Origin of the sequence: Streptomyces sp. NPDC058221 (assembly GCF_042882365.1) — a bacterium.
In the GTDB taxonomy this organism is placed as follows: Bacteria; Actinomycetota; Actinomycetes; order Streptomycetales; family Streptomycetaceae; genus Streptomyces.
In genome coordinates, this window is sequence record NZ_JBHVWF010000175.1 from 1 (window position 1) to 15,101 (window position 15,101).

General features: G+C 71.5%; 14 protein-coding genes. 9 read left to right on the forward strand and 5 right to left on the reverse strand.

Annotation, left to right across the window (positions count from 1 at the left end; genetic code table 11):
• Positions 1–99: 99 nt before the first annotated feature.
• On the reverse strand, positions 100–1,380 hold the full coding sequence (locus tag ACFVW8_RS34315; protein WP_389697075.1) for an ABC transporter substrate-binding protein: 1,281 nt from the start codon (positions 1,378–1,380) through the stop codon (positions 100–102).
• A 174-nt stretch (positions 1,381–1,554) separates the two neighbouring features.
• Here ACFVW8_RS34315 and ACFVW8_RS34320 point away from each other — a divergent pair, with 174 nt between their 5' ends.
• Complete coding sequence (locus ACFVW8_RS34320; RefSeq protein WP_389697101.1) at positions 1,555–2,001, forward strand: hypothetical protein; 447 nt, start codon at positions 1,555–1,557, stop codon at positions 1,999–2,001.
• Between the two features lie 28 nt (positions 2,002–2,029).
• Positions 2,030–2,932, forward strand: coding sequence for a formyltetrahydrofolate deformylase (purU, locus tag ACFVW8_RS34325; protein WP_389697077.1), 903 nt, complete (start codon positions 2,030–2,032; stop codon positions 2,930–2,932).
• Between the two features lie 130 nt (positions 2,933–3,062).
• On the opposite strand, the gene ACFVW8_RS34330 is transcribed toward purU, so the two are convergent.
• Both ACFVW8_RS34330 and ACFVW8_RS34335 read right to left on the reverse strand, forming a co-directional pair.
• Positions 3,063–4,433 (reverse strand): maleylpyruvate isomerase N-terminal domain-containing protein, encoded by a 1,371-nt coding sequence (locus tag ACFVW8_RS34330; RefSeq protein ID WP_389697079.1) that lies wholly within the window; start codon positions 4,431–4,433, stop codon positions 3,063–3,065.
• Positions 4,430–5,032, reverse strand: coding sequence for an RNA polymerase sigma factor (locus ACFVW8_RS34335; protein WP_389697081.1), 603 nt, complete (start codon positions 5,030–5,032; stop codon positions 4,430–4,432). The genes ACFVW8_RS34330 and ACFVW8_RS34335 overlap by 4 nt, the downstream gene beginning before the upstream one ends.
• Before the next feature lie 301 nt (positions 5,033–5,333).
• On the opposite strand from ACFVW8_RS34335, the gene ACFVW8_RS34340 reads away from it, so the two are divergent.
• Both ACFVW8_RS34340 and ACFVW8_RS34345 read left to right on the forward strand, forming a co-directional pair.
• Complete coding sequence (locus ACFVW8_RS34340) at positions 5,334–5,708, forward strand: STAS domain-containing protein (protein ID WP_389697083.1); 375 nt, start codon at positions 5,334–5,336, stop codon at positions 5,706–5,708.
• Between the two features lie 97 nt (positions 5,709–5,805).
• Positions 5,806–6,327, forward strand: coding sequence for an EF-hand domain-containing protein (locus ACFVW8_RS34345; RefSeq protein WP_389697085.1), 522 nt, complete (start codon positions 5,806–5,808; stop codon positions 6,325–6,327).
• Between the two features lie 456 nt (positions 6,328–6,783).
• Here the strand turns inward: ACFVW8_RS34345 and ACFVW8_RS34350 are convergent, their stop codons facing one another.
• Positions 6,784–8,319: a class I adenylate-forming enzyme family protein gene (locus ACFVW8_RS34350; protein ID WP_389697087.1), complete on the reverse strand. Its 1,536-nt coding sequence runs from the start codon at positions 8,317–8,319 to the stop codon at positions 6,784–6,786.
• 144 nt (positions 8,320–8,463) lie between these two features.
• On the opposite strand from ACFVW8_RS34350, the gene ACFVW8_RS34355 reads away from it, so the two are divergent.
• The 4 genes from ACFVW8_RS34355 (at position 8,464) to ACFVW8_RS34370 (ending at position 12,863) form a co-directional block, all read left to right on the forward strand.
• Positions 8,464–9,657 carry an amidohydrolase family protein gene (locus ACFVW8_RS34355; protein ID WP_389697089.1) on the forward strand — a complete coding sequence of 398 codons (1,194 nt, stop codon included), beginning with the start codon at positions 8,464–8,466 and terminating at the stop codon, positions 9,655–9,657.
• Between the two features lie 11 nt (positions 9,658–9,668).
• Entirely contained in the window at positions 9,669–10,826 is a 1,158-nt protein-coding gene (locus tag ACFVW8_RS34360; protein WP_389697091.1) for an acyl-CoA dehydrogenase family protein, read from the forward strand.
• 7 nt (positions 10,827–10,833) lie between these two features.
• Positions 10,834–11,808, forward strand: a complete 975-nt coding sequence (locus ACFVW8_RS34365; RefSeq protein WP_389697093.1) for an acyl-CoA dehydrogenase family protein — start codon at positions 10,834–10,836, stop codon at positions 11,806–11,808.
• Between the two features lie 494 nt (positions 11,809–12,302).
• Positions 12,303–12,863, forward strand: a complete 561-nt coding sequence (locus tag ACFVW8_RS34370; protein WP_389697095.1) for an ATP-binding protein — start codon at positions 12,303–12,305, stop codon at positions 12,861–12,863.
• 102 nt (positions 12,864–12,965) lie between these two features.
• Here the strand turns inward: ACFVW8_RS34370 and ACFVW8_RS34375 are convergent, their stop codons facing one another.
• The gene (locus ACFVW8_RS34375; protein WP_389697097.1) at positions 12,966–13,892 is read right to left on the reverse strand and encodes a cyclase family protein; all 927 of its coding nucleotides are present in this window, start codon (positions 13,890–13,892) and stop codon (positions 12,966–12,968) included.
• An 83-nt stretch (positions 13,893–13,975) separates the two neighbouring features.
• Here ACFVW8_RS34375 and ACFVW8_RS34380 point away from each other — a divergent pair, with 83 nt between their 5' ends.
• The gene (locus ACFVW8_RS34380) at positions 13,976–14,902 is read left to right on the forward strand and encodes an SDR family oxidoreductase (protein WP_389697099.1); all 927 of its coding nucleotides are present in this window, start codon (positions 13,976–13,978) and stop codon (positions 14,900–14,902) included.
• Positions 14,903–15,101 lie beyond the last annotated feature (199 nt).

The following is a 15,101-nucleotide window of genomic DNA, read 5'->3' on the forward strand; positions in this document are numbered from 1 at the left end:
CGCGGCTAAGTCGGGCCTGCCCGCGCGCGTGGCCACCGCGCTGTGCGGCCGGGGGGGGGGGGGGGGGGGGGCTGCCCCCGCCCGCCCCCGCCGTACGTCTCAGCTGGTCGCGCTCGCGTCCGACAGGGTCTTCGTCACATCGACGAAGCCCTTCTTGTCCGCGACCAGCTTGCCGTCGCGCACGACCTGGAACGTCACCTTGCTGTTCACGATCCGCGGATACGAGTCCGAGCCGATCATGTCCTCGTAGCGCCAGCGCAGTTCGGGGGTGAGACCGCCGGTGCCGACGCGGATGCCCCGGTTCAGGGCCTTGGTGACCTTTCCCGCGGTGATCACCGACTCGTCCAGCGACTCGATGATCGACTTCAGGGCGGTGTAGGCGATCCAGGTGGTCTGCACGCCCGTGTCGTCCGGGTCGATCCGGTTGTCGTCGAAGGCGTGCGCGCGGATCACCTGGCGCATCCGGTTCCAGCGGGCGTCGCCGGAGTCCGGGTACCAGCCGGTGACGTACGCGCCCTCGAACGGGCTCTCGCGGCCGCCGGTGCGGTCGATGAGCGGCTGCCCGATGCTGCCGAGCACCGAGGAGATGCGAGCCGCCCCGCCGGTGGGCTCCAGTCTGCGGAAGGAGTCGAAGAAGGTCGCGGTGCGCTCACCGAGCACGGCGGTCACGCACCCGCCCTGCGCACCCGCCCCGGCCAGCGCCCGGCCCGCCGCGGCGTCGTACGACGTGGCGGTCTCCGCGGCCCGGATGTCCAGCGGGGCGGACCGGCCGGCCTCGGTGAGACCGGTGCTGAGGAGCCACGACTGGCCGTCGCCGCTCAGCGTGTCCGGCCGGACGAGGGAGACCCGCTCGCAACCGCGCGCCAGCTGCTTGGCGTTGCCCGCCAGCAGCGCGGACTGACCGCCGGTCACGGGGTAGGAGATATAGCTCCTGAACTCCTCCTCGGAGGCGCCGTACCCGCCGAGGTACGGAATCCCGGCGACTTCGAGCGGCGCCATGAACGCCCGCCCGTACCGGCTGTAGGAGCCGACGACGGCGACGGCCTTCTCCTTGACGGCCCGGCGGGCGCAGTTCCCCGCGCCGACCGAGGAGTCCTCCTCGTCGCAGGTGACCACCCGCAGCTCGTGCCCGTCCAGCCCGCCCTCGCCGTTGACCCAGCGGGCGTACGTCTGTGCCATCGCGGTCATTCCCGCCATGTTTGCCGCGTCCGGACCGGAGGCGCCGCTGGGCGCCCAGGTGACGACGGTGAGCGGCTCCCTGGAGTCCCCCGATGCCCCAGGGAGCACACCGCAGCCCGTCATCAGCAAGGCCCCCGCCGTCACCACGCCGGTGAGCAGCCTCGAAGGGCGGGAAAGGGTGGGGCGTTGCCGTCCGGTCATGGGGACAGACGATTCCCGCTGCGGGGTAACGCCGGAGTGTGCCCCGTTCAACGTTCGGTGACATCCAGGTGAATGACAGGGGGCCGTACGGGAGGCCCGAAAAGGAACGTACGATCGACAACCGTGCAGCAAGGTTCCGAGAACTCTTCCCGTCGCGGCCGTCGCTCCTCCACCATGGGCGGCATGCCGCTCAACGACATTCCGTGGTGGCGCTGGCGCAGCAACGTGCGCTCGGCGCTGCACATGCTCTCCGACCCCGTCTTCCATCACGAGTGCTGGCTCGCCGGCCGGGAGGGATACGGCGACGTCACCGACGCCGTGTACCGCCTGGTCGAGGACACCTGGCTCGACAACTGGTCCGCCGAGAAATACGTCGGCACGGTCTTCCGGGACTCAGGCGAGGCCGCCCTCGTCGACGTCGCGGTGCTGCGGGTGCTGCGCATCATGCACCAGGTCGGCGCGGACGCCCCCGTCTCCGCCTATCTGGAGCACCACGGCTGGCAGGAGGCCGTACGGGCCGCCCGCGAGGCCCATGTGCTGCTCGCCACGAACGACGGCGAGGACCCGGACGTACCGCCGCGCTCCCTGGACGTGCTCCGCATCATGACCAGATCGGCCTGAGATCCGTGCAGTGTGGCACGCTACGGGAATGACCGCGCCGCAGCCCGCCGAACCCGTTGTCCCCGCTGTACCGGACGCCGCGTCCGAGCAGTACGTCCTCACCCTCTCGTGCCCCGACAAAACGGGCATCGTGCACGCCGTGTCGAGCTTCCTCTTCATGACCGGCTGCAACATCGAGGACAGCCAGCAGTTCGGGGACCACGACACGGGTCTGTTCTTCATGCGCGTCCACTTCTCGGCGGGCGGTCCGGTGAGCCCGGAGAAGCTGCGGGCGAGCTTCGCCGCGATCGGCGACTCCTTCGGGATGGACTGGCAGATCCACCGGTCGTCGGACCGGATGCGGATCGTGCTGATGGTCAGCAAGTTCGGCCACTGCCTGAACGACCTGCTGTTCCGCTCCCGGATCGGGGCGCTGCCGGTCGAGATCGCCGCGGTCGTCTCCAACCACACGGACTTCGCCGAGCTCGTCGCCTCGTACGACGTCCCCTTCCGGCACGCTCCGGTGACCAGGGACAACAAGGCGGAGGCCGAGGCACGGCTGCTGGAGCTGGTCCGCGAGGAGGACGTGGAGCTGGTCGTCCTGGCCCGCTACATGCAGGTCCTCTCGGACGATCTGTGCAAGCAGCTCAGCGGCCGGATCATCAACATCCACCACTCCTTCCTGCCGAGCTTCAAGGGCGCCAAGCCCTACCACCAGGCGCACGCGCGCGGTGTGAAGCTGATCGGTGCGACGGCGCACTACGTGACGGCCGACCTCGACGAGGGGCCGATCATCGAGCAGGAGGTCGAGCGGGTGGGCCACGGCGTCACACCGGACCAGCTGGTCGCCATCGGGCGCGACGTGGAGTGCCAGGCGCTGGCGCGTGCGGTGAAGTGGCACGCGGAGCGGCGCATTCTGCTGAACGGCCGCCGCACGGTGGTCTTCGCGTAGCCGACCCGGGCCGGCTCCGGCCCGGCTTCGGCCCGGCCCCTCTTCGGCCCGGGCCCGCTTCGTTTCGGGCCCCGCTCCGGCCCGGGCCCGCTTCGTTTCGGGCCCCGCTCCGGCCCGGGCCCGCTTCGGCTCAGAGCCTGCTGAGCGAGGCCGCCGCGAAGAGCACGTCCTGGATCGCCTCGCGGTCCCCGCGCTGACCGGCCGCCGCCTCCACGGGCAGCACATGGCCCGCCACCAGCTGGCAGAACTCGGTGCCGTCCAGCGCGACCTGCGCCACCGTGTGGTCGGGCGAGCCGACCGCGGCGGGGGAGTCCAGCGGGATGTACCAGTCGCCGCCGCCCAGGCCCTCCACCTCCAGGTGGAGCGAGCGGCCCGGGGTGCCTGCCGTCACCAGGCGGCGGGCCGGACCGGCGAGCCCCGCCCGTCGCCGCCCGGCCAGGGCGGCCGGCAGCATCCGGGCCGACAGGTCGATCATCCGGTTCAGATGGGCCGCGGAGGGCGCCTCGTAGGGATAGTCCACCGCGTCCGCGATGTCACCGCCGTGCACCCAGCACTCGAAGGCGCGGTCCAGCAGGGCGTCCTGGAGCGGCAGCGCGAAGTCGCCGTAGGAGACGGAGCGCTCCGAGACACCGCGGCCCGCGAAGGACACCGTGCGGATCAGCGTGTGACTCTGCTCGCGCCACGGCTCGCGGACGGCCCGGGTGGGCGGCCGGCGGGCGGACGCCCAGTAGCTCTCGGTGCGCGCGGTGGGTGCGAGCACCGGTCCAGGGCCACGGCGCGGGATGTCCGGGACGCTCGCAGCGAGCGGGTCGTCGAGGCCGAGGGCGGTGCTGACCAGCCCGTCGACGGTCATCAGGTGGCCGATGACCCCGGCCACCGTCGTCTTCCGGTTGGCCCTGCGGTCGCCCTCGAACCACTTCAGCCGCACCGGGGCGTGCCACTCCGCGGAGCCGATGTCGCGCAGCAGTGCGTCGAGGCGGGCGGTCTCCGCGTCGTACGGGGACGCCCAGTCCGGCACCGGGATCTTGGCGGGGCGGCGGCTCAGGCAGCTCTCCAGCACCCGCGACCTGAGCAGTGGATCGAGATCCAGGCTGCCGTCGGTGTGCAGCAGGCCGACCGCGTCACGCAGCCGCAGCGCCTCGTCCGCGCAGGGGGCGCACTCCGTGAGGTGCTCCTCGACGGCCTCGGTCTCCGCGGCGGAGCAGGCGGCCAGCGCCCACGCGCCGAGAAGGGCCTTCAGGACGCGGTGCGGCAGCACGAGGGCCGGCGGGCCGGGCGGGCCCGGCCGGGTCTCGGACGGTTCCGGTTGCGGCGGTACGGATTCCGGCTGGGGCGGCATGTCTTCCGGCGGGGGTGGGGGCGGTGGTGGCATCGGCTGGCCCATGTCGAAGTCGTCCGCGGCAGCCCGCGGACCCGGTATGCGACGGGCGCCACGCACCTCGTCGTCCCGGCCGTCGTGCTCCCGGCCGTCGCCGTCGAGCCCCTCCGCGTCGTCGGTCACAGCCGCCGTCCGTATCCGGGAGGGGAGGAGCCCTCCAGCGGTCGGGTGTGGGCGGTGGACAGCAGCTGGAGACCCAGCCGCAGCCGGCGCCGGGCCTCGTCCTCGGTGACCCCGAGATCGGCCGCGGTCTGCCGGTAGTCCCGGCGCTGGATGTACGCGAGCTCCAGTGCGGCCCGCAGCGGTGCGGGCATGGAAGCGACGATGTAGTCGGCGCGGGCCGCAGCGGTGGCCCGGCGCACCCGCTCCTCCAGCTCGGCCGGGTCCGCGCGGGCCCCGTCGTCGAGGGCGTCCTCGGTGGCCCCGTACGTACCGGCGGCGGTGCTGCGCAGCCGCTGGACGGACTGGCGGTGCGTGAGCCGGGCCACCCAGGACCGCATCGAGCCCTGCTTGGGGTCGTAGGCGTCGGGGTTCTCCCACACGTATCCGAAGACCTCGCGCGTCACCAGGTCCGCGGCGCTCTCGTCGTCGAGCATCCGGTGGGCCTGGCTGTGCACGAGAGCGGCGAACCGGTCGTAGAGCTCCCCGAGCGCGGCCGCCTCGCCGCGCGCCAGCCGCTGCTGCATCTTGCGGTCCCAGCGGGGTGGTGCGTTATTAGCCATGAGACCCCCAGCCCTGTGCCCTCGCCCTGTACCCCTCGTCACATCGAATGTAGTCGGCTGTACTGACCATGCACGCCCCTTTGCGGCAAGTACGTCCGCGCGAACGCCCCGGATGGTAGGGGAATGCGGCCCCCGCGACGGCGGAATCGGACCTCAAGTGATCATTTCTGCCTGAAACCCTTCTGGGCCTCTCGGGACCGGCGGTGTTTCATGGAGAGTGCGCGGGGCAGCCGCGAGGAGGAACGGAAACGCCCGGATCGCTGGAATCCACCGGGATCCCCGGAACGAGAGGCCCAGTCGCGTGACATTGAAGGTGGCCGAGACCGAGCAGGGCGGGTGGACCGTGCTGCACATCCGCGGCGAACTGGATCTGGTGACCTCACCGACCGTCCGCCAGTCCGTCCACGACGCGGTCGCCGTCGGCCGTCACGATGTCGTGCTCGATCTCTCCGAGGTCCTGTTCTGCGACTCCAGCGGCGTCGGAGTGCTGATCGCCTCCCGCCGGCTGATGCGCTCCTGCGGGGGGCGGCTGCGGCTGATCCTGCCCGCCCGGGGCGCGGAGGACGGCTCGCACGTCAACCGGGTGCTCGCGGCGCTCGGCGTGCGCCGGCTGTTCGAGGTCTACCCCGACTGGGACTCCGCCGTCGACGACGGGGCCGAACCGATCTCGGCCTGAGGTGCGCGTGGCCGGAAGCGGGGTTCAATGCCGGGTTGTCACACTGCTGAAGCACGTAAGTGACACGTGAACGCTGTGGGCGTCGTACGCTCCCCGCATGGACAGCGCAGAGTATGAGCGCAAGATCGCCTTTCGTTTCGCCGCCTTCGACCAGGACGGCAACGGGTACATCGATCGCGCGGATTTCAACGCCGCAGCGGCCCGCCTGCTCACCGAGTTCGGTACGACGGCGCGCTGCGACAAGGGCCAGGCGCTCTACAGCGGGGCCGAGGCATTCTGGCAGGGCATGGCGGGCATCGCCGACGTGGACGGGGACCAGCGGGTCACCCGTGAGGAGTTCGTGGGCGGCGCGGTGAAACGCCTGCGCGACAATCCCGAGCGGTTCGCGGAGATCGCCCGCCCGTTCCTGCGCGCGGCGATCGCCGTGGCCGACCAGGAGGACGGCGGGGCCGCCGCGGTGCCCGCCGTCGAGCGGGCGTTGCGGGTGCTGGGCGCGAGTCCGGACGCGGCGGCCTTCGCCGCGCAGAGCCTGGACGCGGATCGCGACGGGCGGATCGCGGAGGCGGACGCGGTGGCGGCGTTCGCCGCGTATTTCACGGTGATCGAGCCCGACGCGTAGCCCTCGGCCGGGCGGGCGCGCGGGGTTGTGCTTGTGCGCCCCTTTCCGGGGTGCGGGTCTTTTTGTCCTCAAGCGCCGGACGGGCTTGGTGTGTGCGGGTTGCCCGTGGGGTGCGCGGTTTCTCGGTGGGTGGGGGTCCGGGGTCCCTCCGGGGCGTCTCCTCAAACGACGAACGTGCGGCGGGTACGCGAGGGGGCCGGGTATTTGTTCGTCGTCCTGCGGGGACTCCCCTGCACGCCCCCGAACCCGGCCGCCGTGCGTCTGCCCCTCTCAGGCACCCGGGCAATCCCAGCCCGTCCGGCGTTTGAGGGCGGAATCCTGGGTCTGGCGGGGTGGCCGGGCAATCCCAGCCCGTCCGGCGTTTGAGGGCGGAATCCTGGGTCTGGCGGGGTGGCCGGGCAATCCCAGCCCGTCCGGCGATTGAGGACGGAACCCTCCGCCCCGGACCGGGGGACGTCACGTGTAGCGGTCCCGCAGCTGGTACTTCAGTACCTTCCGCAAGGTCTCGTTGCGGGGCAGCGCGGGCAGCAGTTCCAGTTGTTCCGGCAGCTTGTGGACCGACAGGCCCTCGCCGCGCAGGTAGGCCGTCACCTCGGCGAGGGTGAGGGGGGCGGCCCCCGGGGGCTGTTCCACCACCGCGCAGACGCGTTCGCCGCGCGATGCGTCCGGGAGGCCGATCACCGCCGCGTCGCCGACGCCGGGATGGCGGGCGAGGAGGTCCTCTATCTCCTTCGCCGAGATGTTCTCGCCCTTGCGGATGATGATGTCCTTCAGCCGGCCGGTGAGGACGAGGTGCCCGCTCGGCCTGACGTGCCCGATGTCGCCCGTGATCAGGAAGCCCTCGGCGTCGAAGGGGCTCGCGGAGGCCAGGTAGCCCTTGCAGACCGCTTCGCCCCGGAGCCGTACCTCGCCGTCCGTGTCGTACGGCAACGGCTTGCCGTCCTCGTCGGTGATCCGGATCTCCATGCCGGCCGGCGGCCGCCCCTCCGTCGAGGCGAGCATGTCCACCGTGTCGTCGGGGGCGCCCATCGTGATCATGGGGACCTCGGTCATGCCGTAGCCGTGGGTGAGCTGGACACTCATCTCGCGTACCACCGCGTGGTAGATCTCGGGGGGCTTCGGAGCGCCACCGCCCGCCAGCAGGCGGAGGGTGGGGATGAGCGGGGTGGACGGGGCCTTGCGCTGTTCCGCCAGGAACATCGAGTAGAAGGCCGTGGAGCCGCCCGCGACCGTCACCCCGTGGCGCCGGTAACCCGCAAGGGCGTCCGGCATCGCGAAGTGCTCGAACAGCACCGCCGGGAAGCCGTAGAGCAGCAGCATCACCGAGTAGTCCGGCCCGGCGACATGGGCGAACGGGAAGGCCATCGAGCCGACGTCGTCCGCCGACAGGTGCAGTGCGTGGGCCAGGCAGGAGCCGCCCGCGATCAGGCTGCGGTCGGTGTGCAGGACCCCCTTCGGGTCGGATGTGGTGCCCGAGGTCCAGTAGATCCAGCGCACCGCCGTGCCGTCGGCGGGCGGTGGGGGCAGGATCGCCGGGTCGCCGTCCGGGAGCGTGTCGTACGCCTCGAAGATCCGGGGCGGGTGTGTGAGGTCCGCCGAGAGACGGGTGGCCATCTCGGCGTGGTCGAAGCCGCGCCAGGTGCCCGGCACCGCGAAGAACTCCGCCTTCGACTCGCGCAGCGCGTAGCCGGTCTCGCGGTCGCGGTAGAAGGGGATGAGCGGGGTCTGCGCCGCTCCGATCCGGGTCAGCGCGAAGGACAGCAGCGCCGTCTCCAGGCGGGTCGGCAGTTGCCAGGCGACGACGGTTCCGGGGCGTACTCCCATGTCGTACAGGCCCGCTGCCACCCGTTCGGCGCGGGTGCGCAGTTCGCCGAAGGTGAGCGTGCGGTCGTCCTGGATCAGGAAGGGCACCTCCGGCGTCAGGGCGGCCCGGCGTTCGATGAGCTCCCAGAAGGTGCCCGATGCACCCAGGGCATGTGCGGTCTCGTTCACGGCGAACCCCTCACAGCTGACGGGTAGTCAGATCGTGCGGAGAGCGTAGAGCGCTGCGCCTTGTCGGTCCAGGGGTGCGGGGCTAGCCTGTGGGCTACGTCAATCTGACGGGTCATCAGAAACGCGTGCGCCTAAGGGGACACCATGACGGAACTGCCTCGGATCGTCAGCGTCGACGACCATGTGATCGAGCCGCCGCACCTCTTCTCCACCTGGCTGCCGGCCAAGTACCGGGAGCGCGGACCGCAGCCGCTGACCGCGGGCATCGGCGAGCTGGCGTACACCGGCGGCAAGTACGTCATCACGATGGACCCGGACGGTCCGCCCACCGACTGGTGGATCTACGAGGACCTCAAGTTCCCGTACAAGCGGAACATCGCCGCCGTCGGTTTCGACCGCGACGACATGACGCTGGAGGGGATCACCCGGGCCGAGATGCGGCCCGGCTGCTGGGATCCCGCCGAGCGGCTGAAGGACATGGACCTCAACCACGTCGAGGCGAGCCTCTGCTTCCCGACCTTCCCGCGCTTCTGCGGGCAGACCTTCGCCGAGGCGCATGACAAGGAGGTCGCGCTCGCCTGTGTGCGGGCGTACAACGACTGGATGGTCGAGGAGTGGTGCGGGGACAGCGGCGGCCGGCTGATCCCGCTGTGCATCATTCCGCTCTGGGACGTTGATCTCGCCGTTGCGGAGATCAGGCGGAACGCCGCGCGCGGGGTGCGGGCGGTGACCTTCTCGGAGATCCCGACCTATCTGGGGCTGCCGTCGATCCACACCGGGTACTGGGACCCGTTCTTCGCCGTCTGCCAGGAGACCGGCACGGTGGTGAACATGCACATCGGGTCCAGCTCGCAGATGCCGGCGGCCTCCCCGGACGCCCCGCCCGCCGTCCAGGCCTCGCTCTCCTTCAACAACGCGATGGCCTCGATGATGGACTTCCTCTTCAGCGGGGTGCTGGTCAAGTTCCCGACGCTGAAGCTGGCGTACAGCGAGGGGCAGATGGGCTGGATCCCGTACGCCCTGGAGCGCGCCGACGACGTCTGGGAGGAGCACCGGGCCTGGGGCGGGGTGCGCGATCTGATCCCCGAGCCGCCGTCCACGTACTACTACCGGCAGATGTTCTGCTGCTTCTTCCGTGACAAGCACGGCGTCGCCTCGCTCGATGTCGTGGGGCGCGACAACGCCACGTTCGAGACGGACTACCCGCACGTCGACTCGACCTTCCCGCACACCAAGGAGGTCGCTCTCGACCACGTCAAGGGACTGGACGACGAGACCGTCTACAAACTGATGCGCGGGAACGCGATCCGGATGCTCGGTCTCGGCCTCGACAAGTAGGCGCGTGCGTCATGGACCTTGCGTACACGGAGGAAGAGGAAGCCTTTCGGGCGCGGCTGCGGGAGTGGCTGGGTTCGGTGCTCCCGGGACTGCCCGGGAAGCCGGACCCCGGTGACTGGCCGGGGCGCAGGGCGTACGACGCCGGCTGGCAGCGGTTGTTGTACGACGCCGGGTACGCGGGCCTGCACTGGCCCGCGGACGCCGGCGGCCGCGGCGCCACCCCGACCCAGCACCTGATCTACCTGGAGGAGACGGAGCGGGCCGGGGCGCCCTATGTCGGCGCGAACTTCGTCGGCCTGCTGCACGCCGGTCCCACCATCGCCGCCGAGGGCACCGCGGAGCAGCGGGCCCGCTGGCTGCCGCCGGTGCTGCGCGGCGACGAGATCTGGTGCCAGGGGTTCAGCGAGCCGGAGGCGGGCTCGGACCTGGCCTCGCTGCGGACCCGCGCGGTGCGTGACGGCGACGACTACGTGGTGAGCGGGCAGAAGATCTGGACCTCGCACGCGGAGGTCGCCGACTGGTCCGAGCTGCTCGTGCGGACGGATGCGGAGGCGCCGAAGCACCGGGGCATCAGCTGGCTCGCCATGCGGATGGACAGTCCCGGCGTCACCGTACGGCCGCTGCGCACGCTCGCCGGGTCGGCGGAATTCGCCGAGATGTTCCTCGACGAGGTGCGGGTGCCCGTCTCGCACCGCGTGGGGGCGGAGAACGACGGCTGGCGGGTCACCATGGTCACGCTCTCCTTCGAGCGCGGCACGGCGTTCGTGGGGGAGGTCGTCGCCTGCCGCCGCACCCTGGACGCGCTGGCCGCGGAGGCGCGCAGGAACGGGCGGTGGGACGACGCGGTGCTGCGGCGGAGGCTGGGCAGGCTGAACGCCGAGTTCCGGGCGCTGTGGCGGCTCACCCAGTGGAACGTCAGCGAGGCGCAGGCCTGCGGGGGAGTCCCGGGGGTCGGCGGCTCGGTCTTCAAGCTGCGGTACTCGCACGCCCGCCAGGAGCTGTACGAGGCGGCGGCCGAGGTGCTCGGCGCGGGCGACGCCCTGGACCTGGACCGGGAGTGGGTGCTGGACCGGCTCTCCTCGCTCTCGTACACGATCGCGGCCGGTACCTCGCAGATCCAGCACAACATCGTCGCCGAGCGGATTCTCGGCCTGCCGAAGGGACGGTGAGCGGACGGTGGACTTCCGGCTCACGGACGACCAGCGGGCCCTGCGGGCGGGGATCCGGGATCTGCTTGCCGGGCGGTTCGACAGGGACCGGATGCGGGCCGCGCTGGACGGCGCCGGGGGAGCCGGCGGTGAGCTGTGGCGGGAGCTCGGCGCGGCCGGGCTCTTCGCGCTGCGGCTGCCCGAGACGGCGGGCGGGGTCGGGCTCGGCCTGCCTGAATCCGTACTGATGTTCGATGAAATCGGGCGGGTCCTGCTGCCCGGTCCGCTGATCGCCACCCAGCTGGCCGCGGGAGCGGTGAAGGGGGCGGCCGAGGGCCAGGCCGTGGTGGCCCTGGCGGAGGCCGGGCGGCCGGTGGGTCACCTGGCCGACGCCGACGCGTTGCTCGTCCTGGACAGGGGCGGCGACGGGGAAGCAGGCGACGGAGGGCGGGCCCGGGTGCTGAGCGGCGGGGTGCTGCGGAAACTCGTGCGGGAGGCCCGGCCGGTGCGGTCGCTCGACCCGGGCACCCCCCTGTGGCGGGTGCCGGACCTCTCCGCGTACGACGGCGACCCGCTGCCGGACGCGGCACGGCTGCGCCGCGAGGGAGCCCTGCTGGCCGCAGCCGAACAGCTCGGCAGTGCTGCCCGCAGCACCGAGGCGGCGGTTCAACACGCCCGTGAACGCGAACAGTTCGGAGCGCCGATCGGATCGTTCCAGGCGGTCAAGCATCTGTGTGCGGGAATGCTGGTGCGCGCCGAGACGGCCCGTACCGCCGTCTACGCGGCCGCCGTGACGGCGGACCCGGTGGAGATCGCCGGCGCCAAGCTGCTGGCCGACGAAGCGGCGGTCGGCAATGCCCGCGACTGCCTCCAGGTGCACGGCGGAATGGGCTTCACCTGGGAGGCGGACGTCCATCTGCATCTCAAGCGGGCCTGGCTGCGGGCCGGGCAGTGGCTGACCGCGGCGGACGCGGAGGAGGCGCTGGCCGCCGATCTGGTCTGATCCGGAGCGGGCGGGCGGCCGGCGTGCTCGGTGACGCGACGGCCCCCTGAGGTTCACGCTGCGGAGTGACACAGTGCAGTCGGTACGGGCCGATACCGGCTTGTGTCCTTTGCGTGATTCGTCACGGGGTGGAGTCGGCGCCGGGCTCGGGTACGCTCCGTTGGATGCGAGTGGTTCTGGAACCTGGCGATCCGGATGTGGCCTGTGCGGCTGCTCCGGTCCGCGAGAGGTGCCCTGCTCGTGATCCATACAGAGAGGCCGGGCCTGCCGGGGAAACGATTCCCGGGGATTCCGATGGCTCCGGGCGTCTCTGTTCGACTCTCCGCAGCGTGCGTCGCACAGTATGCACCACGCGTACTCCTTCGCGCTGGAATATGCCCGAAGCGCTTGTTGCGGTGACTGTACGTCAACCATGCTGTCTCGTAAGGGAATCACGTTCCGTGACCCTGAGGAGGCGCGAGGCGATGTGTCCGCCGGTTCGGATGGTGTGAGCGGTGCAGGTGCTTCAGGTTCAGTTGGAGGTCGGGGCCGACCCCGCGGAGGTGGGGCGGGCCCGCAGATGGGCGCGCTCGCGGCTGGTCGGGTCCGGGATAAGAGACGACGAGCCGCTGGCCGAGACGCTCATCCTGCTGATCTCGGAACTGGTCACCAACGCGGTCGTGCACACCGGCTGTCCGGCCGTGCTGCGCATGCTGTTCGGCTCGACAGGGGCCCCGGGGAACGCCGGGACCGTACGGGTCGAGGTGGCCGACACCAGCTGTCGCCCGCCGCAGCAGCGGCACGCGGAGGGCGAGGACACCGGCGGCCGGGGGCTTGAGCTGGTCGACGGGCTGGCCGACCGCTGGGGCTGGCAGCCGGAGGGTGCGGGCAAGCGCATCTGGTGCGAGGTGGACCGGAGCATCCCGCTGATCCAGGTGCAGATGCAGCCCGGAGCCCATGGCGTCCACGGCGCGGGCGTGCAGAGTGCGGTGCCGTGCGAAACCGGCGGCTGTGACGCCGTGCGCGAGCCGGGCGCCGCGTACGAGCCGTCGCACGCGGTCACCCGGCACGCGTAGGCCCGTCCTGGACGCCGTGTCCGCCGGTGCGGGGTGCGGCCCTGCGCCGGCCCGGGGTGGCGCGCTCGGAGGCCGCTCGGCCGGGGTTGCGGTCCGGGCCGCTCAGAGGACCGCCACGGGCGCGACCGGTGTGCCGGTGGCGCCGACGAAGGGCTCCGGCATGGCGGAGAGCAGAAAGCTGTAGCGGTCCGACTCCGCACAGGCTGTGGACAACTTTTCGAGATTCCAGTTCTGGCCCTGCAGCATGCCCATCTCGACCAGGTCCAGCGCATGGACCCCCAGCCACAGGTCCTCGATCTCCGGCGGGAAGATCTCGAAGGTCAGCGTGTCATTGGCGACCGCGGCCACATCCCGGGCCCGGAACCACTCGGGTGTCCGGATGGACAGCCCCGGCGACGGATAGCCGTACGCGTTCTTGTCCCCGGCCAGATAGACCTGCACCTGCCCGGTCCGTACGAGCACGATGTCACCGGCCCGCACCCGGACCCCGGCCAGCTCCTCGGCCGCGTCCAGATCGTCGGGGGTGACGGCGTGGCCGCCGGGCAGCCGGTCCACCCCGTGTGCGCGGGCCACATCGAGCAGCACCCCGCGCGAGACGATGTGCGGGGCCTTGTCGATGCCGCTGAACTGTGCGCCGCCGTGCGCGGTGATGGTGCCGGCGGGCCGGCCGTTGTAGATCTTCCCCGAGTGCGAGGCGTGGGTCAGCGCATCCCAGTGGGTGGCGGTCTGGAGGCTCAGGACCGCGGTGTCGTCGCTGGTGGCCACGGTGCCGGGGCCGAACAGCTCCTGGTTGATCTGAACCATGGTGTGCAGCGGATTGACCCGTCCCGGGATCAGCCCGCTCTGCACGCCGTCCTGCTGGAGCGGCAGCGCGAGCGGTATCCGCAGCCCGGTCCGGACGGTGGCCGCCGCCTCCCGTACGACCTCGTCGGTGATGAGGTTGAGCGTCCCGATCTCGTCGTCCGCACCCCAACGGCCCCAGTTGTTCACGCGCTTGGCGATGTCGTGGAACTCGTCCGGCAGTGACATGGAGCCTCCTGGGGCTTGTGCCGGTGGACCTGATGACCCGTAGAATCTAACGGTCCGTCAGAAACCGCGGGAAGGGGCCGGGCATGGGGAACTTCTTGGCAGGCAAAGTGGTGGCCGTCACGGGTGCCGGGCGCGGCATCGGGCGGGCCGTCGCGCTCGCTGCGGCGGCCGAGGGGGCGAGAGTCGTGGTCAACGACTACGGCGTCTCCATCGAGGGCGGCGAACCCGCCAGTGAGATAGCCGAGTCCGTCGTCAAGGAGATCGTGGCGGCGGGCGGTGAGGCGGTCGCGGTGGCGGACGACATCTCCACCATGGCCGGCGGGCAGCGGGTCGTGGACACGGCGCTCGCGCAGTTCGGCCGGATCGACGGAGTCGTCTGCGTGGCCGGGATCCTGCGGGAACGGATGCTGTTCAACATGTCCGAGGAGGAGTGGGACCCGGTGGTCGCCACCCACCTCAAGGGCACGTTCACCGTCTTCCGGGCCGCCTCGGCGGTGATGCGCAAGCAGGAGGGTGCCGGCACGCTCATCGGCTTCACCAGCGGCAACCACCAGGGCAGCGTGGCCCAGGCGAACTACAGCGCGGCGAAGGGCGGCATCATCTCGCTGGTCCGCAGCGCGGCGCTGGGCCTGCACAAGTACGGCGTCACGGCGAACGCCGTCGCGCCGGTGGCCCGTACCCGGATGTCCGCCAACGTGCCCATGGAGCTCAAGGAGATCGGCGAGCCGGAGGATGTGGCGGCGCTCGTCGTCTACCTGCTCAGCGAGCGCGCCCGCACGGAGAAGATCACCGGCCAGGTGTACACGATCGCGGGCCCGAAGATCGCGGTCTGGGCCCAGCCGAGGGAGCTGCGCGCGGGGTACGCGGAGGGGGAGCCGTGGACGCCGGAACGCATCGCGGACTTCCTGCCCGGGACGGTGGGCACGGACCCGATGCCGATGCTGGCGCAGCTGGAGGAGATGGCCGCGGCGGCGAAGGCCGCGGCGTCGGGAGCCCGCCCGAACGCGTGACCCCTCCGGAGGGCCTTCGCCTTCCGGGGAACCCGGGGAACCCGGGGGAACCCAGCTCTTGTGGGGAACTCGGGGGAACCCAGCTCTTGTGGGGAACTCGGGGGAACCCAGCTCTTGTGGGGAACTCGGGGGAACCCAGTCCTTGCGGGGAACTCGGGGGAACCCAGCCCCTCCGGCGATTGAGGAGCGGGGGTTCGGG